A 16,498-nucleotide genomic window follows, 5' to 3' on the forward strand; every position below is an offset into this window, starting at 1 on the left:
CCCATGGCGCAATTTCCGAAAATTGGCGCACTTGCGGTCGTCATTCATGACAGGCAAGTCCTTCTGGTTCAGCGCAGCAAGCAACCGGATAAGGGGCTATGGGGCTTTCCCGGCGGCCATGTGGAATGGGGCGAAACCGTCCTGCAGGCAGCACAGCGGGAACTGCGCGAAGAAACCTCGGTGATTGCCGAGCCGTTGCGGTATCTGGACAATCTGGACCTGTTGCGCCGCGACGCTCATGGCGCGGTTCTGTCTCATTACCTGTTGGTCGGCGTGGCTTGCCAGTATCAGACCGGACAGCCGGTTGCGGGGGATGACGCCATGGATGCGCGCTGGTTTCCACTGGACTTGATCCGACAAGGCGCACTGCCCATGAGTGACCGGGTCACAAACCTGTTGGAAACCGCACTACGTCAGGGCTAGGCGGTGCGTCCTTTGAGACGGGCGTACAACAGGCCCGACAAAACAATGCTCACCACCAGAATCACCGTGGCGCCGGCAGTAAAAGCTCCAAACCCCATCCGCAGGATTGAGGGGCCCTCTGGCCCGGCATAAAGCCCCGAAACAAGGCCCGGTGGAGACCCGGTCACCGCAGGCCAGATCATCGTCAACGCAAACCAGAGCATCAAGGCAAACCCGGTGACAACAAGCGCCCCCTGCACCACACGATCCGGCGCCCGAATTGCGCGACGCATGGCCGTCATTGGCCGCGACAGATCGTTCAGGATCCCCAGCAGGGCAGGAACGAGTAGCAATACCAGTACCATCCCAAACGCCAACCCATAGACCAGCGTGATCACAGTCGGTTTGAGGAACTGTGCCTGCTGCGATCCTTCGTACAACAGTGGGGTCAGGCCCAGAACCGTGGTCAGCGTCGTCAGCATTACTGGCCGCAATCTGTCCGATGTCCCCTCGACGATGGAGGGCATCAGCCCACGAGTCTGCTGATACTCGTCAATCGTCGTCACCAGAACAATCGAGTCGTTGATGATGATTCCGGTCATCCCAAGCAGGCCAACGACCGTGAACATGCTGAGCGGAACCTCCCAGATATAATGACCCCAAATGGTTCCGACCAAACCAAACGGAATGATCGCCATCACCACCAATGGTCGGGTCCAACTGGCAAAGACCCAGGCCAGCACCAGATAGATGCCCGTCAGGCACAGGATCAGACCGGTACGGGCTTCGGACAGAAACTCTTCTTCCTGCTCGCTCAGACCTGCCATGGTCCACTCGACCTGACGTGTGGCTGCGATATTGGGCAGAATTTCCTCGCTCATCGCACGGGCGATCTCGGCCGCGCGTGTTGGATCATCCTCGGAGATATCGCCATAGACCGAAATCACCCGCAGCCCGTTTTCACGCCGCACGGTCGAGAATCCGGATTTACGCTGAACCGAAACGATATCGGCCAACGGGACATAGACTCCATCGGGCGTGCGCATCAGTGTGCGTTCCAGGAAATCGGCGGTCAATTCCCCTTCAGGCAATTCAACCCGGATCTCGGCACTGCGCGGGCCATCCGGGAAGGTCGCGGCCTCGATCCCGTTTAGACGGTCCCGCAGCACCCGGCCCAATGTTTCGATCCGAAAGCCCAGCGCCTGCCCCTGCGCGGTCAGATCCAAAATGTACTCTTCCTTGTCATAGGCCAGATTATCTTCCAGCGCTGAAACCTCAGGGTATTTCGAAAGCGCGACCTGCAAGTCCTCGGAAGCCGTTTTAAGCGTGTTCACATCGGCGCCGTAGAGCTGCACGTCAATCGCATCTCCTCCCGGACCAGACCGCCAGCCCCTGAAGCTGAGCAGCTCAAGTTTGGGATGGCTTGGCGCCATTTCCTGCAACTCTCCGACAAACTCGAAGCTCGAATAGGGGCGCAGGTCGGCATCTATCAACTCGATCGAAATCCCGCCCAGCAAATCCGTTTCCTTGCCATCCGCTGCCGAAAGTGCACGGCCCGCGGATCCCCCGATCTCGGCCAGCACGTAATCAATGGGGTTGCGCCCGTGCCGCTCTTCATAGCGTTGGCCAAGCGCTTCTACCGAGGCCTGTAGTTGGTGCATCATGGCCAACGTATCCGCGCGGCTTGCGCCCTCGGCCATGATAAAATTGCCTGTAACTGATCCACGCTCGGGCGCATTGAAGAACCGCCAGTTCACGTCCCCGCGGATGAACAGGGAAATCTGGCTGGCCAGAATGACGATCATCGCCGACACCACCACATAGCGTGCCCAGATTACCCAGGCGATCAGCGGTCGGAACAGCGTATCGCGCACCCAGCGAAACCCCTTGTTAACCACACGGTTCGGCAGATCATACCAATGTTCCTTGGCAGAGTGCGCAATCGCGTGGGCCATATGGTTGGGCAGGATTAGAAAGCACTCGATCAGCGAGGCGATCAACACCGCTATCACCGTGAAGGGGATGTCGCGGATTAACTCTCCGAAACGGCCACCAATCGCAGTCAGGCCAAAAAAGGCAATAACCGTGGTCAGCGTCGCAGCAAAGACCGGCATCGCCATGCGACGTGCGGCGCGTTCGGCGGCCACCATTGGTGGCTCACCCAGCCGTCGCGCGCGAAAATCGGCATGTTCACCCACAACGATGGCGTCATCCACGACGATACCCAGAGTGATAATCAAGCCGAACAACGACACCATGTTGATCGACAGGCCGCCAATATACATGAACGCAATCGCCGCCGACATTGCCACCGGGATACCCGCGGCAACCCAAAAGGCAATCCGCGCATTCAGAAACAGAAACAGCAGGCAGACCACAAGACCCAGCCCAACCAACCCGTTATCGACCAGAATATCCAGCCGGTCGGTGATCGCTTGCGCCCGTGTCCGGATCAGCTCGGCCTTTACGCCCTCGGGCAGGCTGGCTTGCATCTGCGAGACGACATCTTCGACCGTGTGTTGAATTTCAATCGCGTCCCCCAGATTTGACCGGTCCACACGGACGGACATTGCCGGGTTCTTGCCAACAAAATAGCTGCGGTTTCGGGTAACCCCCTCGATCCGGATCTGCGCCACATCACCGATCAACAGCTTTGAGCCATCGGTGAAATTGCGCAGCGTAATCCCTTCGATCTCTTCCGGGCTGCGCTTTTCGGTGCCCGTGCGAATGCGCGCATTGGCCCCTGTCACATCCCCTGCCGGATTGGCGTTGACCTCGGCAGCGATGGCTAAGGCGATCTCGGATAGGGTGATGTCGTTGGCGATCAGCTGTGCTGTGGGCACCTCGACTACAACGCGCGGCGCGGCGAGGCCCCGGATCGTGGTGCGGGTCACGCCAACAGCGAACAAACGGTTGATCAGCTCATCGGTGAACTTGGCCAGCTGTTCAGGATCGACAGGGCCGGTGACGACAACATCCGTGACGCGATCGCGCCAGGCACCGCGTCGGATGGTCGGCTCATCAGCGTCGTCTGGCAGGTTGGTGACACTGTCGACCGCTGTTCTGACCTCTTCGACCGCGCGAGACATATCCCAGTTCGGCTCGAACTCCATCCGGATCTGGGCTGTGCCCTCGCGCGAAGTCGAAGAGGTGCTGGACACGCCTTCAACGGCCAGAAGGGCCGGCTCCAACAACTGAACGATGCCATTATCGACATCTTCAGGGCCAGCTCCATCCCAGCTAACGCTGACATCCACCCGTTCAAGGATCACATCGGGAAAGAACTGCGCCCGCATATTCGGGATGGCAGCCGCGCCCAGCACCAGCATAACTAGCAGCAGCAGGTTGGCGACCGTCCTGTGGCGCGTGAAATAGCTGAGTATCCCCCCAGCCGCGCCGGGAATTTCGCGCATCATCGCGCCTAACCTCCGGCTCGGTTTTCGATGCTGCGCACCAACGACGCGGGAACCTTGGCTTCGCCCAGTTGGCCCAGCACGCGGGCTTTGACATCTTGAGGCAATGCATCACTGGCTTCGACCTGCGCCACCAGCTGGGCACGCTGTTCCTCGGACAGCTCGACCATATCCATCTGGCCCCCTGCATTGGCCTCATCCCGCAGCGGTCTGACCCGGACACCGGCCCCAAGCAGAGGCGTTCGACCAATGACAACCTCGCGACTTTCCAACCCCCGCCCGCGCAGCAGCACCTCATCACCCTGACGGCGGATTAACTGCACTGGTAGAACCTCAAGCCGGTCATCCTTGCCCAGAATCAGAACCGTCCCTGCTGAATCCAGAACCGAGGACGGCAGGCGCACCACGTTCTCAAGCGGCTGTTCCTGAACCGAGACTGTCACGAAATCACCGGGCTTGAATCCCGAAGTATCCTCGAGCAAGGCATAAAGCAGGCGACCGGTTTGCCCTTCTCCGGCCGAGCCGCTATCGCGGCTTATGCGGCCCTGTGCCGCAAGATCTGCTCCTGTGACCTCTAGCGATACAGTGACCGGGGAATTGATCAGATCCCCTTCAGCATCCAGCAGGCGCACGAATTGCGCGGTCGAGACGCGAAAGGCCACCTCAAGTGCTTTAGGATCAACCAATTCGGCCAGTTTTTCGTTGGCTGACACCAGGCGACCCTCGACCAAAGTTACGTCGGTCAATGTGCCCCCGAACCGGGCATGGATGGTCATGTCTTCCAAATCACGTTCGGCGGCGGCCAGTGCGATACGGGCACGCGACAGCAACGTCGTCGCCTGATCGACGCGCGATTCCGCCTGTGCCAGCGCGATCCTCCGGGCCAAAACAGATTGCTGTGCCGATGCCTCGGCCAGTTCCGCCTCTTCCACGGATGCCGCCGCGCCTACTCCCCGGCTTTTCAAGTCTTTTTGACGCTGTAGGGCACGGCCCCGCAATTCGGCCTGCGCCTCGGCCGAGTTCAGCTCATCCTGCGCCAGCAGCAGCGACCGTTCGGCATCGCGTTCCTCAAACTGAGCATCCAGCAGGTCCGACTTGGCGCGGTCCAGCGCCGATTGTGCATCCGCCGGATCAAGCTCGACCAGAACCTCTCCTGCAGTGACAGCACCGCCATCTTCGAAATCTTCGGACAAGGTTATCACACGGCCACCAAGCGCTGCACGCAGTTCCAGGCGGCGTCGGCTTTGCACCTCACCAAATGCTTCAAGATAAGGCGTTACGGTTTCCACTTCGGCATGCCGGACAGTAACCGCAAAAATCCGCTCCCGCGCCTGCGGAGCGGCATCCTCGCGCGTCAGAACATCCTGCACTGCACCCGCGATCATCTGAACCGCCACAAACAAGAGTGCCAACGTCAAGGACGTCAGGAAAACTCCGGCAAGGCTCTGCCTCAGAAAGCGCATTTACTATCACCCCGTTCGCATCAGGCTGGCATTTCAGAAGGTAGCTTTGCCCCGAAAAATGCCAAGCCACAAAGCGGTAATACACATTTGAACGTGTAACCATCTTACTTCCGTCGCAGATGTTCGTCCAATCTGGGCATAATTTCCACGAAATTGCAGGGCCGGTGACGATAATCGAACTGTTTTAGCAATATTCCATCCCAGGCATCCTTGCAGGCACCGGGGCTGCCGGGCAATGCAAACAGATAGGTGCCCCCGGCGACGCCACCTGTGGCGCGCGACTGGACGGCAGAGGTGCCGATCTTTTGCATCGACAGGATTGTAAAAACCGTGCCGAATGCGTCGATTTCCTTCTCGTAGACATCCCGATGCGCCTCGACTGTAACGTCGCGCCCTGTCAGGCCGGTACCCCCGGTCGAGATGACGGCATCTATTTCAGGATCTGCGATCCACACGCGCAGCTGTTCTGCAATCTGGGCGCGCTCATCCGGAAGGATCTTGCGGTCCGCGACCCAATGGCCCGCCGCCTGAATCCGATCCACCAAAGTCTGTCCCGATCTGTCCTCGGGCAGCGTCCGCGTATCCGAGACAGTGAGGACGGCGATCCGAACTGGAATGAATTCTTTGCTTTCGTCGATGCGTGACATATGACGTCAGGCCCTTTCCATAATCGCAAGCCGAATGGCGAGCGCCGTAAAAATCCCTCCGGTCACCCAGCCCATGAAACGCGACGCACGCGGGTTCGAGACCAAGACTCGGCCCGTGCCACCGGCAAACATGCCGACCATCCCGTTCACCACAAAGCCGCCCACCGCGATGATGAGGCCAAGGGTCAGGAACTGCGGCAAGATTGGCCCCAAGGTCGGGTCCACAAATTGCGGGATGAAGGCCAGCACGAACAGGATGACCTTTGGATTGGTGAGATTGACCAGCAGCCCATCACGAAACGCAAGTTTCCCGCTATGTGCCGGTGCCTCGGCCGGCACGGCACCGTTTTGGATCGAACGCCAGGCAAGATACAGCAGATAGGCCACCCCCAACCAACGGATCACATCAAACAGCCAGGGCAGCGTCGATACCACCGCGCCAAACCCAAGCCCAGCCAGCAGGACATGCACCATCGACCCTGCAGAAATACCGGCGCTGGCCGCAAGCGCGGGCCGTGCGCCTTTGCGCAGGCCCTGCCCAAAGCAGAACATCATATCAGCTCCGGGTGTGAGGTTCAGAGCGAGCGCAGCCGGGATAAACGCCAGAAGGGTCACAGTTTCGATCATCAATGCAGCTCAAACCAATTTGGTCTGGGCCCCAGATTGGCCACCTGGGTGCGCCCGATTGCCCCGCGATACCCCCAGCTGTCATGGATATGGCCATGCAGAGAAAGCTGCGGCTGCACCCGCTCGATCGCGTCGCGCACCGCGACCGAACCGACGGCGCCGCCCATTGACGTGACATCGCCATGCCCTTTGGGCGGAGAATGCGTAATCAGAATATCGGCAGCGTCGCACCGATCCAGCAACTCGGCGGCCTCGGCCTCGGTCAGATCGCAGGACCAACCGCCAAAAGGCGTCACGGGCACACCATATCCCAGACCAAACAGGCGCACCCCGTCCACAGTCATCCCGGTGCCGTGCAGCACGTGGACACCTTCGGGCACAGCCGCTGTCAGCTCTTGGACGCTTTCGGCATTGCCGGGGGTTAGGACCAGAGGGGCCGAAATGCCTGCAAGCATCTCCATCGCCTGATCCAGCCCTTGCCGCATATTGCAGAAATCACCAGCACCGATCACCAGATCCGCCTCGGCGCTGGCGGCAACCAATTCGACCGCCCGGCTGCGCGCCATATGCAGGTCGGAAAAGGCCAGGATGCGCATCACTTGCCCTCCAACCGGGCCTTCAACTCCAACAGATCTGCCCAGGCCTGCCGTTTCATTGGCTGTTGCCGCAGCAAGTAAGCAGGGTGAAACATCGGGATGACCGGCAGCCCCCAAGCCTGATCCCACTGGCCGCGCAACCGAGTTATACCGCGTTTGCCCAGCACCGCCTGACAGCTGATATTGCCCATCACGACCAGAACCTCGGGCTTGGCCAATGCGACGTGGCGCTCCAGAAACGGCTTCATCATGCCGATCTCTTCGGGCTTGGGATCCCGGTTCTGCGGGGGCCGCCAGGGCAGAACATTGGTGATATAGACGTTTTCGGCACGGTTCAGCTCAATCGCGGACAACATCCTGTCCAGCAACTGCCCGGCCCGGCCAACAAAGGGCTTGCCCTCGCGATCTTCATCCCGGCCCGGAGCTTCGCCTATAATCATCACCCGCGCACCCGGCGTCCCGTCGGCAAACACCAACTGGCGCGCGCCACGTTTCAACTCGCAATGATCAAACGCATCCATCGCAGCGCGCAACTGGTCAAGCGATCCAGCAGTCTTGGCAACTGAATCGGCAATCGCCAACGCATCGACCGGCTTGGGCTTTTCCGGCGCCGTTTGTACCGCTGTGGGCTTTTTGGATTTGGGCGCAGTGTCGGGCAACGTGTAGCGGTCCACCGGGGCATCCCCGATCGCATCCGTCGCGCCCAGTTCAATCTGCCAATCCAGCAGAGCCCGCGCTGTGTGAAAGTCCAAAGCCGATTCCATGACACTCAATCTAACCTCCTTTTGACCGAGGGAAAGCGAATTGGCCTTGATTGCGCGCTCGGTCGCACTGACCATTGGGGCAATCATGCTGATCCTGTTTCGATTCCTTTCAATTTGGGCGCTACTGGCCTTGGTCAGCGGGCCTGTCTCGGCGCAGTTGTTTGACAGAAACGATCAGTGCCGGGCGGGGCAGTTCGCCTGTGGCAGTCGGTGCTGTTCCGGTGGGCAAAGATGTAGTTTCGACAATCATTGCATCCCGCTGGGCGGCACCTATTGCGGCGGCGGCCGCAGCTGCGGCCCGTTCGAGCGCTGCGTGGCCGGCGGGTTGCGCTGCGCACCCAAAGGAGCCAACGCATGCACCACGCGTCTGGACTGCCCCGGCGATAGCTTTTGCAACGCGCGCGGGGAATGCCAGCGAAACACCCCCGAATTCGACCCGGATTCAGCCACCAGCGGCAGCCCCATCACCTGTGACGACGGCTTGACCTGTGCGGCCGGATCATCCTGCCTGCCAGGCGGAGGATGCGCGCAGCCCGGTTGGTTCTTGTGCGAGAAAACCGGATCACAATGCCGCCCCGGATTCAAATGTTCGAACCATCAAGGATGTGTGCCGGTTAAGGCGATCGACTGCGGCTATGGCAAATGGTGCAAACCCGGCGAACTGTGCTTGCCCGAAGGCGGGTGCGAGAAACTGCCCTAACGCCTTGATCCCAAGGTTGCCTTGCGCGGCGCGGCTTTCTATAAGCGGGCCGATTGTCAGACAGGAGTCCGCCCATGCGTTTCGCCCATCGTCACCTTCTTGGCATCGAGCACCTGTCCCAATCCGATATTACCGCCATTCTTGATCTGGCCGAGACCTATGTCGAGATGAACCGGCAACCGAACAAGCACTCGGATGTGCTGGCGGGGCTGACGCAAATCAACATGTTCTTTGAGAACTCGACCCGTACTCAGGCCAGTTTCGAACTGGCAGGCAAGCGGCTGGGTGCGGATGTGATGAATATGGCAATGCAGGCCAGCTCGATCAAAAAGGGTGAGACGCTGATCGACACGGCGATGACGCTGAACGCAATGCATCCCGACCTTCTGGTGGTGCGGCACCCGCATTCCGGCGCGGTTGATCTGTTGGCGCAGAAGGTGAATTGCGCCGTACTGAACGCAGGCGACGGGCGGCATGAGCACCCGACACAGGCGCTGCTGGATGCGTTGACCATTCGCCGCGCCAAGGGTCGCCTGCACCGGTTGAACATCGCGATCTGCGGCGACGTCGCCCATTCCCGCGTGGCGCGGTCGAACTTGATCCTGCTCGGCAAGATGGAAAACCGCATTCGCCTGATCGGCCCGCCAACGCTGGTCCCCAGCCAATTTGCCGAGTTTGGAGCCGAGATCTATGACGATATGAACGAAGGCCTTCAAGACGTCGATGTCGTGATGATGCTGCGCCTTCAGAGAGAGCGGATGGATGGCGGGTTCATCCCCTCGGAACGTGAATACTATCATCGCTACGGGCTGGATGCCGCCAAACTGGCGCAGGCCAAACCCGATGCCATTGTAATGCATCCCGGCCCAATGAACCGCGGGGTCGAGATTGACGGAACGCTAGCCGATGATATCAACCGCTCGGTCATTCAGGAGCAGGTTGAGATGGGTGTCGCCGTCCGCATGGCTGCGATGGAACTGCTGGCCCGCAATCTGCGCGAGGCCGCATGAGCGATCTGGCCGTCGCATCCCATGAACACGGCGTTATCCGCCTGTTCGCACTCGACATGCGCCCGGAAGAGGCCAAGTTTCTGCGCGAACCCGGAGCCGCCGATCAGATTCTAGGGGTAGCGGGGCTGGATCCCGAACAGGTTGACGTCTTTCCCGTCTCGGACCTCGAAGACCTTGGCCTCTATGGCTATCTGACCGAGGGCTGCGACGTGTCCGCAGATCAGCTGGACCACACAGCGCTGGATGCGATTGACGGCTGGGTTCTGGTGGTCCGCAGCGCCGCATTTCGCGGTCGTGCAGCCGCTTTGCGCCCCGACCGCAGGCTGCGCCTGATCGGCCTCTACACCGAAGAAGCAACAAGCTGGGCAGGTGGCCGGATTGAGACGGAAAGCGCGAAACCGTATTCGGCGCCGCAATCCGCACCGCAAAATGACAGACCGCGTCGCATGGGCTCTGCGGTTCTGGTGCTGCTGTTCCTTCTGGTTATCGGAGGTGCCCTATGGCTGATCCTGTGACTTTCCCACCCGACAAAGGGGCCTATATCCGCACCAGCACGTGGATGGCAGCCGCGGCTATGGCAGGGGCCATGATCATCCTTTGGCTGATCGGTAATCCCTATGTGTGGACCGGCGCACCAGCGGGCCTTGCTGCAATCGGCATTCGTGCGTGGTATCTGGCCTCAGAAGAGCTGACGGCCGCATGGGAAATGACAGACACTACTCTGACCGGCCCTGGCCCGCGCAAAGTGGCGCTGAACCAGATCGAGGCTGTCAAAACCATGGGTAGCTTTGTTCAAATCGTCACAAAAGGCGGGGACAAGCACCTGATCAAGTATCAGGCAGATCCTGCTGCTACCAAAACCGCTATTGAAAGGGCCATGGCATGAGCAATCTGATCTTCACCAACGCCCGCCTGATCAACCCCGAAACTGGCGCGGACGCACCGGGATGGGTGCATGTGGCTGATGGCCGTATCGTGGCCAAGGGCGAAGGTGCGGCCCCGTCGATTGACGCGCAGGTCATCGACTGCGGCGGGCATTGCCTGGCACCGGGCATAGTCGATCTCGGCGTCAAGGTTTGCGAGCCGGGCGAGCGGCACAAGGAAAGCTATAAATCCGCAGGCCTGGCGGCGGCGGCAGGGGGTGTGACCACGATCGTGACGCGCCCCGATACCTTACCCGCCGTGGACACGCCGGAAACGCTAGAATTTGCGACCCGGCGCGCACAGGCGGATGCCCCGGTCAACGTGCTGCCCATGGCGGCCCTGACCAAAGGGCGCGAGGGGCGCGAGATGACCGAGATCGGATTTCTGCTGGATGCCGGTGCCGTCGCCTTTACCGACTGTGATCATGTCATTGCAGATACCAAAGTGTTCACCCGCGCGCTGACCTATGCGAAATCCTGCGGTGCGCTGGTGATCGCCCACCCGCAGGAACCGGGGCTGAGCGCTGGCGCCGCCGCCACCAGCGGCAAATTCGCCGCCTTGCGCGGATTGCCCGCCGTTTCCCCAATGGCCGAGCGTATGGGGCTGGACCGCGACATTGCGTTGCTGGAAATGACCGGTGCGACCTATCACGCCGATCAGATTACCACCGCCCGCGCCCTGCCCGCGCTGGAACGGGCCAAGCGGAACGGGCTGGACATCACTGCTGGCACCTCGATCCACCATCTGACGCTGAATGAGCTGGACGTGGCCGACTATCGCACCTTCTTCAAGGTCAAACCTCCGCTGCGGTCGGAAGATGACCGGCAGGCTGTCATCGAAGCGGTGCGGGCAGGTCTGATCGACACGATCAGTTCCATGCACACGCCACAGGACGAAGAAAGCAAACGCCTCCCGTTTGAAGAGGCGGCCTCGGGCGCAGTGGCGCTGGAGACTTTGCTGCCTGCGGCTTTGCGCCTGTACCATTCTGATCAACTGGACTTGCCGACTCTGTTCCGCGCGATGGCTCTGAACCCAGCTAAACGACTGGGTCTGGACAGCGGTCGCTTGTCTGAGGGCGCGCCGGCCGACCTGGTTCTGTTCGACCCGGATGTGCCCTTTGTGCTGGACCGGTTCACGCTTAGATCCAAATCGCAGAATACGCCATTTGACGGCCAGAGGATGCAAGGTAAGGTCACCGCAACCTTTGTGGCAGGCCAAGAAGTATACCGGAGACCCTGATGCCCCTGATCGACAGTACGATGACCCAGCTGATCCTCTGGGCCGCGATTGGATACCTGATGGGGTCGATCCCCTTTGGCATGATCATCGCCAAGGTGATGGGACTGGGAAATCTGCGCGATATCGGGTCGGGCAATATTGGGGCGACCAATGTACTTCGCACCGGTAACAAGGCCGCCGCCGCGCTGACTCTGATCTTTGACGCCGGTAAAGGGGCCGCTGCCGTCTTGCTCGCCCGTGCCATGGCCGGAGAAGACGCCGTACAGGTCGCCGCATTGGCCGCGTTTCTGGGCCACTGTTTTCCAGTTTGGTTGGGCTTCAAAGGTGGCAAGGGTGTCGCGACCTTTCTGGGCCTCTGGCTAGCGCTTGACTGGGGCGTGGGCATTGCCTGCTGCATAACTTGGCTGGTGGCCGCTGCCATCTGGCGGATTTCGTCGCTTGGGGCCCTTGCAGCAGCGTCCCTGTCTACAACCTGGGTCATGGTTTTGAGTGACGGGTCGACGTTTATTCTGGGAATCGTCCTGACATTGCTTGTGTACTGGCGCCATGCCGCCAATATCTCGCGCATCAAAGCTGGCACCGAACCCAGGATCGGGTCCAAGACCTGATATCCGCCTGAGTTAATTGGCTCTTGATCGAATCATTTCCATCTGTAATTTCTGTCATTACAGAAATTACTGGATACAATCATGCACCTTACTGAATCCATGCGCGGCTTTATCCTCCATTGGGGGGAAATGGGTACCAAGTGGGGTGTGAGCCGCTCGGTCGCGCAAATCCACGCGCTATTGCACATCTCGCCCGAACCGATGACTGCAGATGAGATCTGTGAAACGCTCGGGCTGGCCCGCTCGAACGTCTCGACCGGGCTGAAGGAACTGCAAGGCTGGAAGCTGATCAAAGCCAGCCGAAACCTGGGTGACCGGCGCGATCACTTTCATTCGATCCGGGACATGTTTGACCTGACCAAAGCTGTGGTTGAAGGCCGCCGCGAACGTGAATATGCGCCCACTCTGGCCGCGCTGCGTATCGTTGCCCAAGAGGCTCAGAATGACGGCACCTCGCCCAAAGTGCGCCAGCGGATTGATGAGACGCTAGAGACCATGCAAATGTTCGACGACTGGTATGTCGATGTGAACCGTCTACCTCGCCGCGTTCAACTGGCAATCGTCAAACTTGGCGGACGCATCGCCCGGCTGCTGCCAAAGGGACAAGGAGACAAGTCGCCCTAAAAATTTTGCCTCCAAATTTCTCTCGATACAGAAATCTCAGAATATGATGTAAGAAGGAGCATGACATGATCCAGCCCAAACGCCCGCCCGAACGCGCCCCGAAAGGCATCCAATGGGCCGACCTGGTTCCCCTGAACCGCTGGGACAAGATCAAGGAACTGATGCTGCCGCTGCCCTGGCTGCTGCTGTCTCTGACGCTCTACAGCACTGCCCTCTGGCCACTTGGTGCTATGGCCAGCTTTCTGTTCTTTCTGTGCGCCCTGCGCCTGAACCACGAAGCGATCCATGGCAATCTCGGGCTGTCGCGGCGGCAGGATTCCTTGGTGATGCATGTGCTCAGCGCGCTTATGTTGGGTTCTAATCACGCTTTCTGCCAATGCCACCTGCTGCATCACAAACACGCCATGGGTCCGGGCGATTGCGAGGGGAATTGCGGGCACATGACCCTGGCGCAGGTCTTGGTATACGGACCCCGGTTTCCCTTCGACATCAACCGTGCGGCCTGGCGGGTCGCCAACGTCAAGGCCCGTCGCCGCATCCTGATCGACTGGGGGCTGGTGCTTGCCGTGATCGCCGCTGCTGTGCTGAGCGGATCGCAAACCTTGCTGCTGCACGTGGCTGCGATGAGCACAGCCCAATGCCTTGCCGCCCTGTTTGCGGTCTGGATAACCCATCAGGGCACGCATAACAGTGGCGTTGCCGCGCGCAGTCAGCGCGGGGTGCTGGCGCGGCTGGCCTATCTGATGTTCTACCACGGCGAACATCATCTGTTCCCGAAGGTTCCTGTCAGCCGGTTGCCCGTTCTTGCGGATCGGCTGGAACGTTCGGTTGCGGGATATGCCGCAAGTCGCAAGCCGGTCATCGGCTGGCTGGAACCCCGCCGGTTCCGGGTTGAACCCTAATCCTTGCTGGTACGCGCACCCAAGGATCCTGAGCGGAAACGCACAGGATCCGTTTGCCAGCACACAATCACCTTTAGTTGTTTTGAACGTGATCAATACGCTGCCCACTTCGGGGTCGTGGCGGCCAATTACCGACCGCACGGAACAAAACAATCAGGGTTGCCCAGACTCAATTACGGAATCCCCCGGCAGTCCGATTCACGAAAGGTGAAAACAATGAACAAGATCAAATCCCTTATCGGCGGCGTCGCGCTGTCTGTTGCCATCGCAAGCTCAACCCTGGCTGCAGGCGTCGAACTGAACGCAAGTTCGACCGGTCTGGCGCTGCAGGGCTATGACCCGGTCGCTTACTTCACCGCTGGCGAAGCCACCAAGGGCGATTACCGCATCACTGCGCTGCACAACGAAGCCTTGTACCGCTTTGCCTCGGAAGAAAACAAAGTCGCGTTTGAAGAAAACCCCGATGCCTACCTGCCTGCATATGGTGGCTATTGCGCATTCGGCACCGCGATGGGCTTCAAGTTTGACGGCGACCCGAACTACTGGAGAATCGTCGACAACAAGCTGTACCTGAATCTGTCCGCAGATATTCAGGAACGTTGGGAAGGCGACATCCCCGGCTTTAACGAGCGCGCCGACACCAACTGGAAAGATATCGCCGACAAGAGCCCTTCGGAATTGCAGGCGCAATAATCCGCCCAAGAAAAACACCGGATCGGCGGCAGTTCACCCTGCCGCCGATTACCATTTGAAACCGCCATTTTTCACCCTAGTTGTTCAAGCAGGAACGAGCCCAAAAAACGTGGGCCAGTGCCCCGAAGCGGCGGCACAGAGATCAGGTACGGAAACAGTCAAAAAACAGCGATCCGGTCGTCAGACCGGGCCCTGGCAATACCACGTACAAATGAGCAGCACAGGTTTGCTGAAGACCAATTCGAAAGAAAGGTTAACAGAATGACAGGTAGATTTTTTATTGCGGCCTTTATCGCCTCTATTGCGGCCGGAGGCGCCTCGGCGCAATCCTCGGGCAACTGGACGGGCTTTTACGGCGGCCTTCAGGTCGGCTATGCCGATATCGACACCAATGTTTCGGGCGTCGACGGTGATGGCGCGATTGGCGGTATCGTGTTGGGATATGATTATGATCTGGGGGATTGGGTTGTCGGTGGCGGTTTTGACTATGACTGGACCAGCATTGAACTGACCCCCGGCGTCGAGGTCGAAGACGTTTGGCGCCTGAAAGCACGCGCCGGATACAAAGTGACTCCGGTGGGGCTGCTATATGGTATCGGGGGCTATGCCGAGGCGAGTACGGACAATCTTGGCAGTGACGATGGTTGGTTCATCGGCGCTGGGTATGAACAAATTGTCGCCCCCAATGTCAGCGTTGGAGGCGAAATCCTGTATCACGAATTCAACGATTTCGATTCGACCGGAATTGATGTGGACGCGACCACAATCCAGGCCCGCGCCACCTACCGGTTCTAAGAAAACAGTGACGGAACCCGGCACAAACGCCGGGTTCCTTTCATTTACAGCTCAAGAACAGTGCTGCCTGTGGTTTGGCGCGCCTCAAGTGCGCGATGGGCCTCGGCCAGCTGATCCAGCGGGAACCTCTGATCAATGTGGATTTTGACCTCGCCGCCTTCGACCTTGTTGAACAGGCGCCGCGCCATGGCCTGACAGACCGCGTGGTCCGAAATATGTGTGAAGAGCGTTGGCCGCGTTATCTTGAGCGATCCTTTCTTGGCCAGAATGCCAATGTCGATCAGAGGCACCGGGCCAGAGGCATTGCCGAACGAGATCATCATGCCAAGCGGTTTCAGGCTGTCGAGCGATCCGTCAAACGTGTCCGACCCGATGGAATCCATCACCGCGTCTACGCCTTTGCCCTTGGTGATCTGCGCGACGCGCTCGGCAAAGTTCTCGGTCCGGTAATTGATGCAATGCGCGGCACCATTGAACTGCGCCAAACTGCATTTTTCATCGGTTCCGGCAGTACCGATCAACGTGATCCCCTCGGATTTGGCCCATTGGCAGGCAATCAAGCCAACACCCCCGGCAGCTGCATGAAACAGCACGGTATCCCCGCGTTTCAGCGGTGTGGTGCGATGAAACAGATATTCGACTGTCATCCCCTTGAGCATCATCGCGGCCGCCGCATCAAAAGAAATTCCATCCGGAAGCGGGCACACCTGTGCGGCGGGCATGACCCGTGCCTCGCAATAGGCTCCGGGCGGAGAGGCAGCATAGGCCGCGCGCTGCCCGGGTTCCAGATGCGTTACACCTTCCCCGACGGCTTCGATCACGCCAGCGGCCTCCATGCCCAAAGCCTGAGGCAGATCCAGCGGATACAGCCCAGTGCGCTGATATACATCAATGAAATTCAGCCCGCAGGCATGATGACGAATACGAACCTCACCGGGGCCGGGTTCACCAAGTGGGCGATCTTCGATCTTCAGAACCTCGGGGCCGCCGTGTTCATGGATGACGACGGTTCGTGCCGTTTTCTGCATGTTGTCCTCCTCTAGCCTCAGGACAAGCTAACATGCCTGTGACGCAGGGCAATCGACACGATT

Annotated in this window: 18 protein-coding genes; 11 read left to right on the forward strand and 7 right to left on the reverse strand. The window is 59.6% G+C overall.

Features of this window, described 5'->3' with window-relative positions; genetic code table 11:
* Positions 1-3 precede the first annotated feature (3 nt).
* A complete protein-coding gene (locus tag AC2FIC_RS11835) occupies positions 4-423 on the forward strand; it encodes an NUDIX hydrolase (RefSeq protein WP_496691830.1) in 420 nt (139 codons plus the stop codon).
* Here AC2FIC_RS11835 and AC2FIC_RS11840 read toward each other — a convergent pair.
* The 6 genes from AC2FIC_RS11840 to AC2FIC_RS11865 all read right to left on the reverse strand — a co-directional run bounded on the left by AC2FIC_RS11840 (position 420) and on the right by AC2FIC_RS11865 (position 7,912).
* Entirely contained in the window at positions 420-3,818 is a 3,399-nt protein-coding gene (locus AC2FIC_RS11840; RefSeq protein ID WP_496691831.1) for an efflux RND transporter permease subunit, read from the reverse strand. The genes AC2FIC_RS11835 and AC2FIC_RS11840 overlap by 4 nt on opposite strands.
* 5 nt (positions 3,819-3,823) lie before the next feature.
* Positions 3,824-5,278, reverse strand: coding sequence for an efflux RND transporter periplasmic adaptor subunit (locus tag AC2FIC_RS11845; RefSeq protein WP_496691832.1), 1,455 nt, complete (start codon positions 5,276-5,278; stop codon positions 3,824-3,826).
* Positions 5,279-5,382: 104 nt separating this feature from the next.
* Entirely contained in the window at positions 5,383-5,925 is a 543-nt protein-coding gene (gene moaB / locus AC2FIC_RS11850) for a molybdenum cofactor biosynthesis protein B (RefSeq protein WP_496691833.1), read from the reverse strand.
* A gap of 6 nt (positions 5,926-5,931) precedes the next feature.
* Positions 5,932-6,552, reverse strand: coding sequence for a LysE family translocator (locus tag AC2FIC_RS11855; RefSeq protein ID WP_496691834.1), 621 nt, complete (start codon positions 6,550-6,552; stop codon positions 5,932-5,934).
* Entirely contained in the window at positions 6,552-7,148 is a 597-nt protein-coding gene (locus AC2FIC_RS11860) for a metallophosphoesterase family protein (protein WP_271948518.1), read from the reverse strand. The genes AC2FIC_RS11855 and AC2FIC_RS11860 overlap by 1 nt, the downstream gene beginning before the upstream one ends.
* Complete coding sequence (locus AC2FIC_RS11865) at positions 7,148-7,912, reverse strand: uracil-DNA glycosylase (RefSeq protein WP_496691893.1); 765 nt, start codon at positions 7,910-7,912, stop codon at positions 7,148-7,150. The genes AC2FIC_RS11860 and AC2FIC_RS11865 overlap by 1 nt, the downstream gene beginning before the upstream one ends.
* A 40-nt stretch (positions 7,913-7,952) precedes the next feature.
* Between AC2FIC_RS11865 and AC2FIC_RS11870 the strand changes: the two genes are divergently transcribed.
* The 10 genes from AC2FIC_RS11870 (at position 7,953) to AC2FIC_RS11915 (ending at position 15,407) form a co-directional block, all read left to right on the forward strand.
* A complete protein-coding gene (locus tag AC2FIC_RS11870) occupies positions 7,953-8,612 on the forward strand; it encodes a scavenger receptor class F, member 2 (RefSeq protein WP_496691835.1) in 660 nt (219 codons plus the stop codon).
* Between the two features lie 74 nt (positions 8,613-8,686).
* On the forward strand, positions 8,687-9,622 hold the full coding sequence (locus tag AC2FIC_RS11875) for an aspartate carbamoyltransferase catalytic subunit (RefSeq protein ID WP_142635354.1): 936 nt from the start codon (positions 8,687-8,689) through the stop codon (positions 9,620-9,622).
* Positions 9,619-10,137: a hypothetical protein gene (locus tag AC2FIC_RS11880; protein WP_496691836.1), complete on the forward strand. Its 519-nt coding sequence runs from the start codon at positions 9,619-9,621 to the stop codon at positions 10,135-10,137. The genes AC2FIC_RS11875 and AC2FIC_RS11880 overlap by 4 nt, the downstream gene beginning before the upstream one ends.
* Complete coding sequence (locus tag AC2FIC_RS11885) at positions 10,122-10,508, forward strand: hypothetical protein (RefSeq protein ID WP_496691837.1); 387 nt, start codon at positions 10,122-10,124, stop codon at positions 10,506-10,508. The genes AC2FIC_RS11880 and AC2FIC_RS11885 overlap by 16 nt, the downstream gene beginning before the upstream one ends.
* Entirely contained in the window at positions 10,505-11,785 is a 1,281-nt protein-coding gene (gene pyrC, locus AC2FIC_RS11890; protein WP_496691838.1) for a dihydroorotase, read from the forward strand. Before AC2FIC_RS11885 ends, pyrC begins: the two co-directional genes overlap by 4 nt.
* On the forward strand, positions 11,785-12,393 hold the full coding sequence (gene plsY, locus AC2FIC_RS11895; RefSeq protein WP_142635346.1) for a glycerol-3-phosphate 1-O-acyltransferase PlsY: 609 nt from the start codon (positions 11,785-11,787) through the stop codon (positions 12,391-12,393). The genes pyrC and plsY overlap by 1 nt, the downstream gene beginning before the upstream one ends.
* Positions 12,394-12,474: 81 nt before the next feature.
* Positions 12,475-13,017 (forward strand): GbsR/MarR family transcriptional regulator, encoded by a 543-nt coding sequence (locus tag AC2FIC_RS11900; protein ID WP_496691839.1) that lies wholly within the window; start codon positions 12,475-12,477, stop codon positions 13,015-13,017.
* 65 nt (positions 13,018-13,082) lie between these two features.
* Positions 13,083-13,919 carry a fatty acid desaturase gene (locus AC2FIC_RS11905; protein ID WP_496691840.1) on the forward strand — a complete coding sequence of 279 codons (837 nt, stop codon included), beginning with the start codon at positions 13,083-13,085 and terminating at the stop codon, positions 13,917-13,919.
* Between the two features lie 216 nt (positions 13,920-14,135).
* The gene (locus tag AC2FIC_RS11910) at positions 14,136-14,612 is read left to right on the forward strand and encodes a YHS domain-containing (seleno)protein (RefSeq protein WP_142635340.1); all 477 of its coding nucleotides are present in this window, start codon (positions 14,136-14,138) and stop codon (positions 14,610-14,612) included.
* Positions 14,613-14,873: 261 nt separating this feature from the next.
* Positions 14,874-15,407, forward strand: coding sequence for an outer membrane protein (locus AC2FIC_RS11915; RefSeq protein ID WP_271948532.1), 534 nt, complete (start codon positions 14,874-14,876; stop codon positions 15,405-15,407).
* Positions 15,408-15,451: 44 nt separating this feature from the next.
* On the opposite strand, the gene AC2FIC_RS11920 is transcribed toward AC2FIC_RS11915, so the two are convergent.
* Positions 15,452-16,435: a quinone oxidoreductase family protein gene (locus AC2FIC_RS11920; protein WP_496691841.1), complete on the reverse strand. Its 984-nt coding sequence runs from the start codon at positions 16,433-16,435 to the stop codon at positions 15,452-15,454.
* Between the last annotated feature and the right edge of the window lie 63 nt (positions 16,436-16,498).

This window comes from Ruegeria sp. CDSC079 (assembly GCF_059610505.1).

Coding starts and splice junctions, on each gene's coding strand:
- AC2FIC_RS11855 (WP_496691834.1), bottom strand. CDS start 6,552: ATGATCGAAACTGTGACCCTTCTGGCGTTTATCCCGGCTGCGCTCGCT.
- AC2FIC_RS11885 (WP_496691837.1), top strand. CDS start 10,122: ATGGCTGATCCTGTGACTTTCCCACCCGACAAAGGGGCCTATATCCGC.
- AC2FIC_RS11920 (WP_496691841.1), bottom strand. CDS start 16,435: ATGCAGAAAACGGCACGAACCGTCGTCATCCATGAACACGGCGGCCCC.
- AC2FIC_RS11845 (WP_496691832.1), bottom strand. CDS start 5,278: ATGCGCTTTCTGAGGCAGAGCCTTGCCGGAGTTTTCCTGACGTCCTTG.
- AC2FIC_RS11900 (WP_496691839.1), top strand. CDS start 12,475: ATGCACCTTACTGAATCCATGCGCGGCTTTATCCTCCATTGGGGGGAA.
- AC2FIC_RS11910 (WP_142635340.1), top strand. CDS start 14,136: ATGAACAAGATCAAATCCCTTATCGGCGGCGTCGCGCTGTCTGTTGCC.
- plsY (WP_142635346.1), top strand. CDS start 11,785: ATGCCCCTGATCGACAGTACGATGACCCAGCTGATCCTCTGGGCCGCG.
- AC2FIC_RS11905 (WP_496691840.1), top strand. CDS start 13,083: ATGATCCAGCCCAAACGCCCGCCCGAACGCGCCCCGAAAGGCATCCAA.
- AC2FIC_RS11915 (WP_271948532.1), top strand. CDS start 14,874: ATGACAGGTAGATTTTTTATTGCGGCCTTTATCGCCTCTATTGCGGCC.
- AC2FIC_RS11835 (WP_496691830.1), top strand. CDS start 4: ATGGCGCAATTTCCGAAAATTGGCGCACTTGCGGTCGTCATTCATGAC.
- AC2FIC_RS11875 (WP_142635354.1), top strand. CDS start 8,687: ATGCGTTTCGCCCATCGTCACCTTCTTGGCATCGAGCACCTGTCCCAA.
- AC2FIC_RS11840 (WP_496691831.1), bottom strand. CDS start 3,818: ATGATGCGCGAAATTCCCGGCGCGGCTGGGGGGATACTCAGCTATTTC.
- AC2FIC_RS11860 (WP_271948518.1), bottom strand. CDS start 7,148: ATGCGCATCCTGGCCTTTTCCGACCTGCATATGGCGCGCAGCCGGGCG.
- moaB (WP_496691833.1), bottom strand. CDS start 5,925: ATGTCACGCATCGACGAAAGCAAAGAATTCATTCCAGTTCGGATCGCC.
- pyrC (WP_496691838.1), top strand. CDS start 10,505: ATGAGCAATCTGATCTTCACCAACGCCCGCCTGATCAACCCCGAAACT.
- AC2FIC_RS11880 (WP_496691836.1), top strand. CDS start 9,619: ATGAGCGATCTGGCCGTCGCATCCCATGAACACGGCGTTATCCGCCTG.
- AC2FIC_RS11865 (WP_496691893.1), bottom strand. CDS start 7,912: ATGGAATCGGCTTTGGACTTTCACACAGCGCGGGCTCTGCTGGATTGG.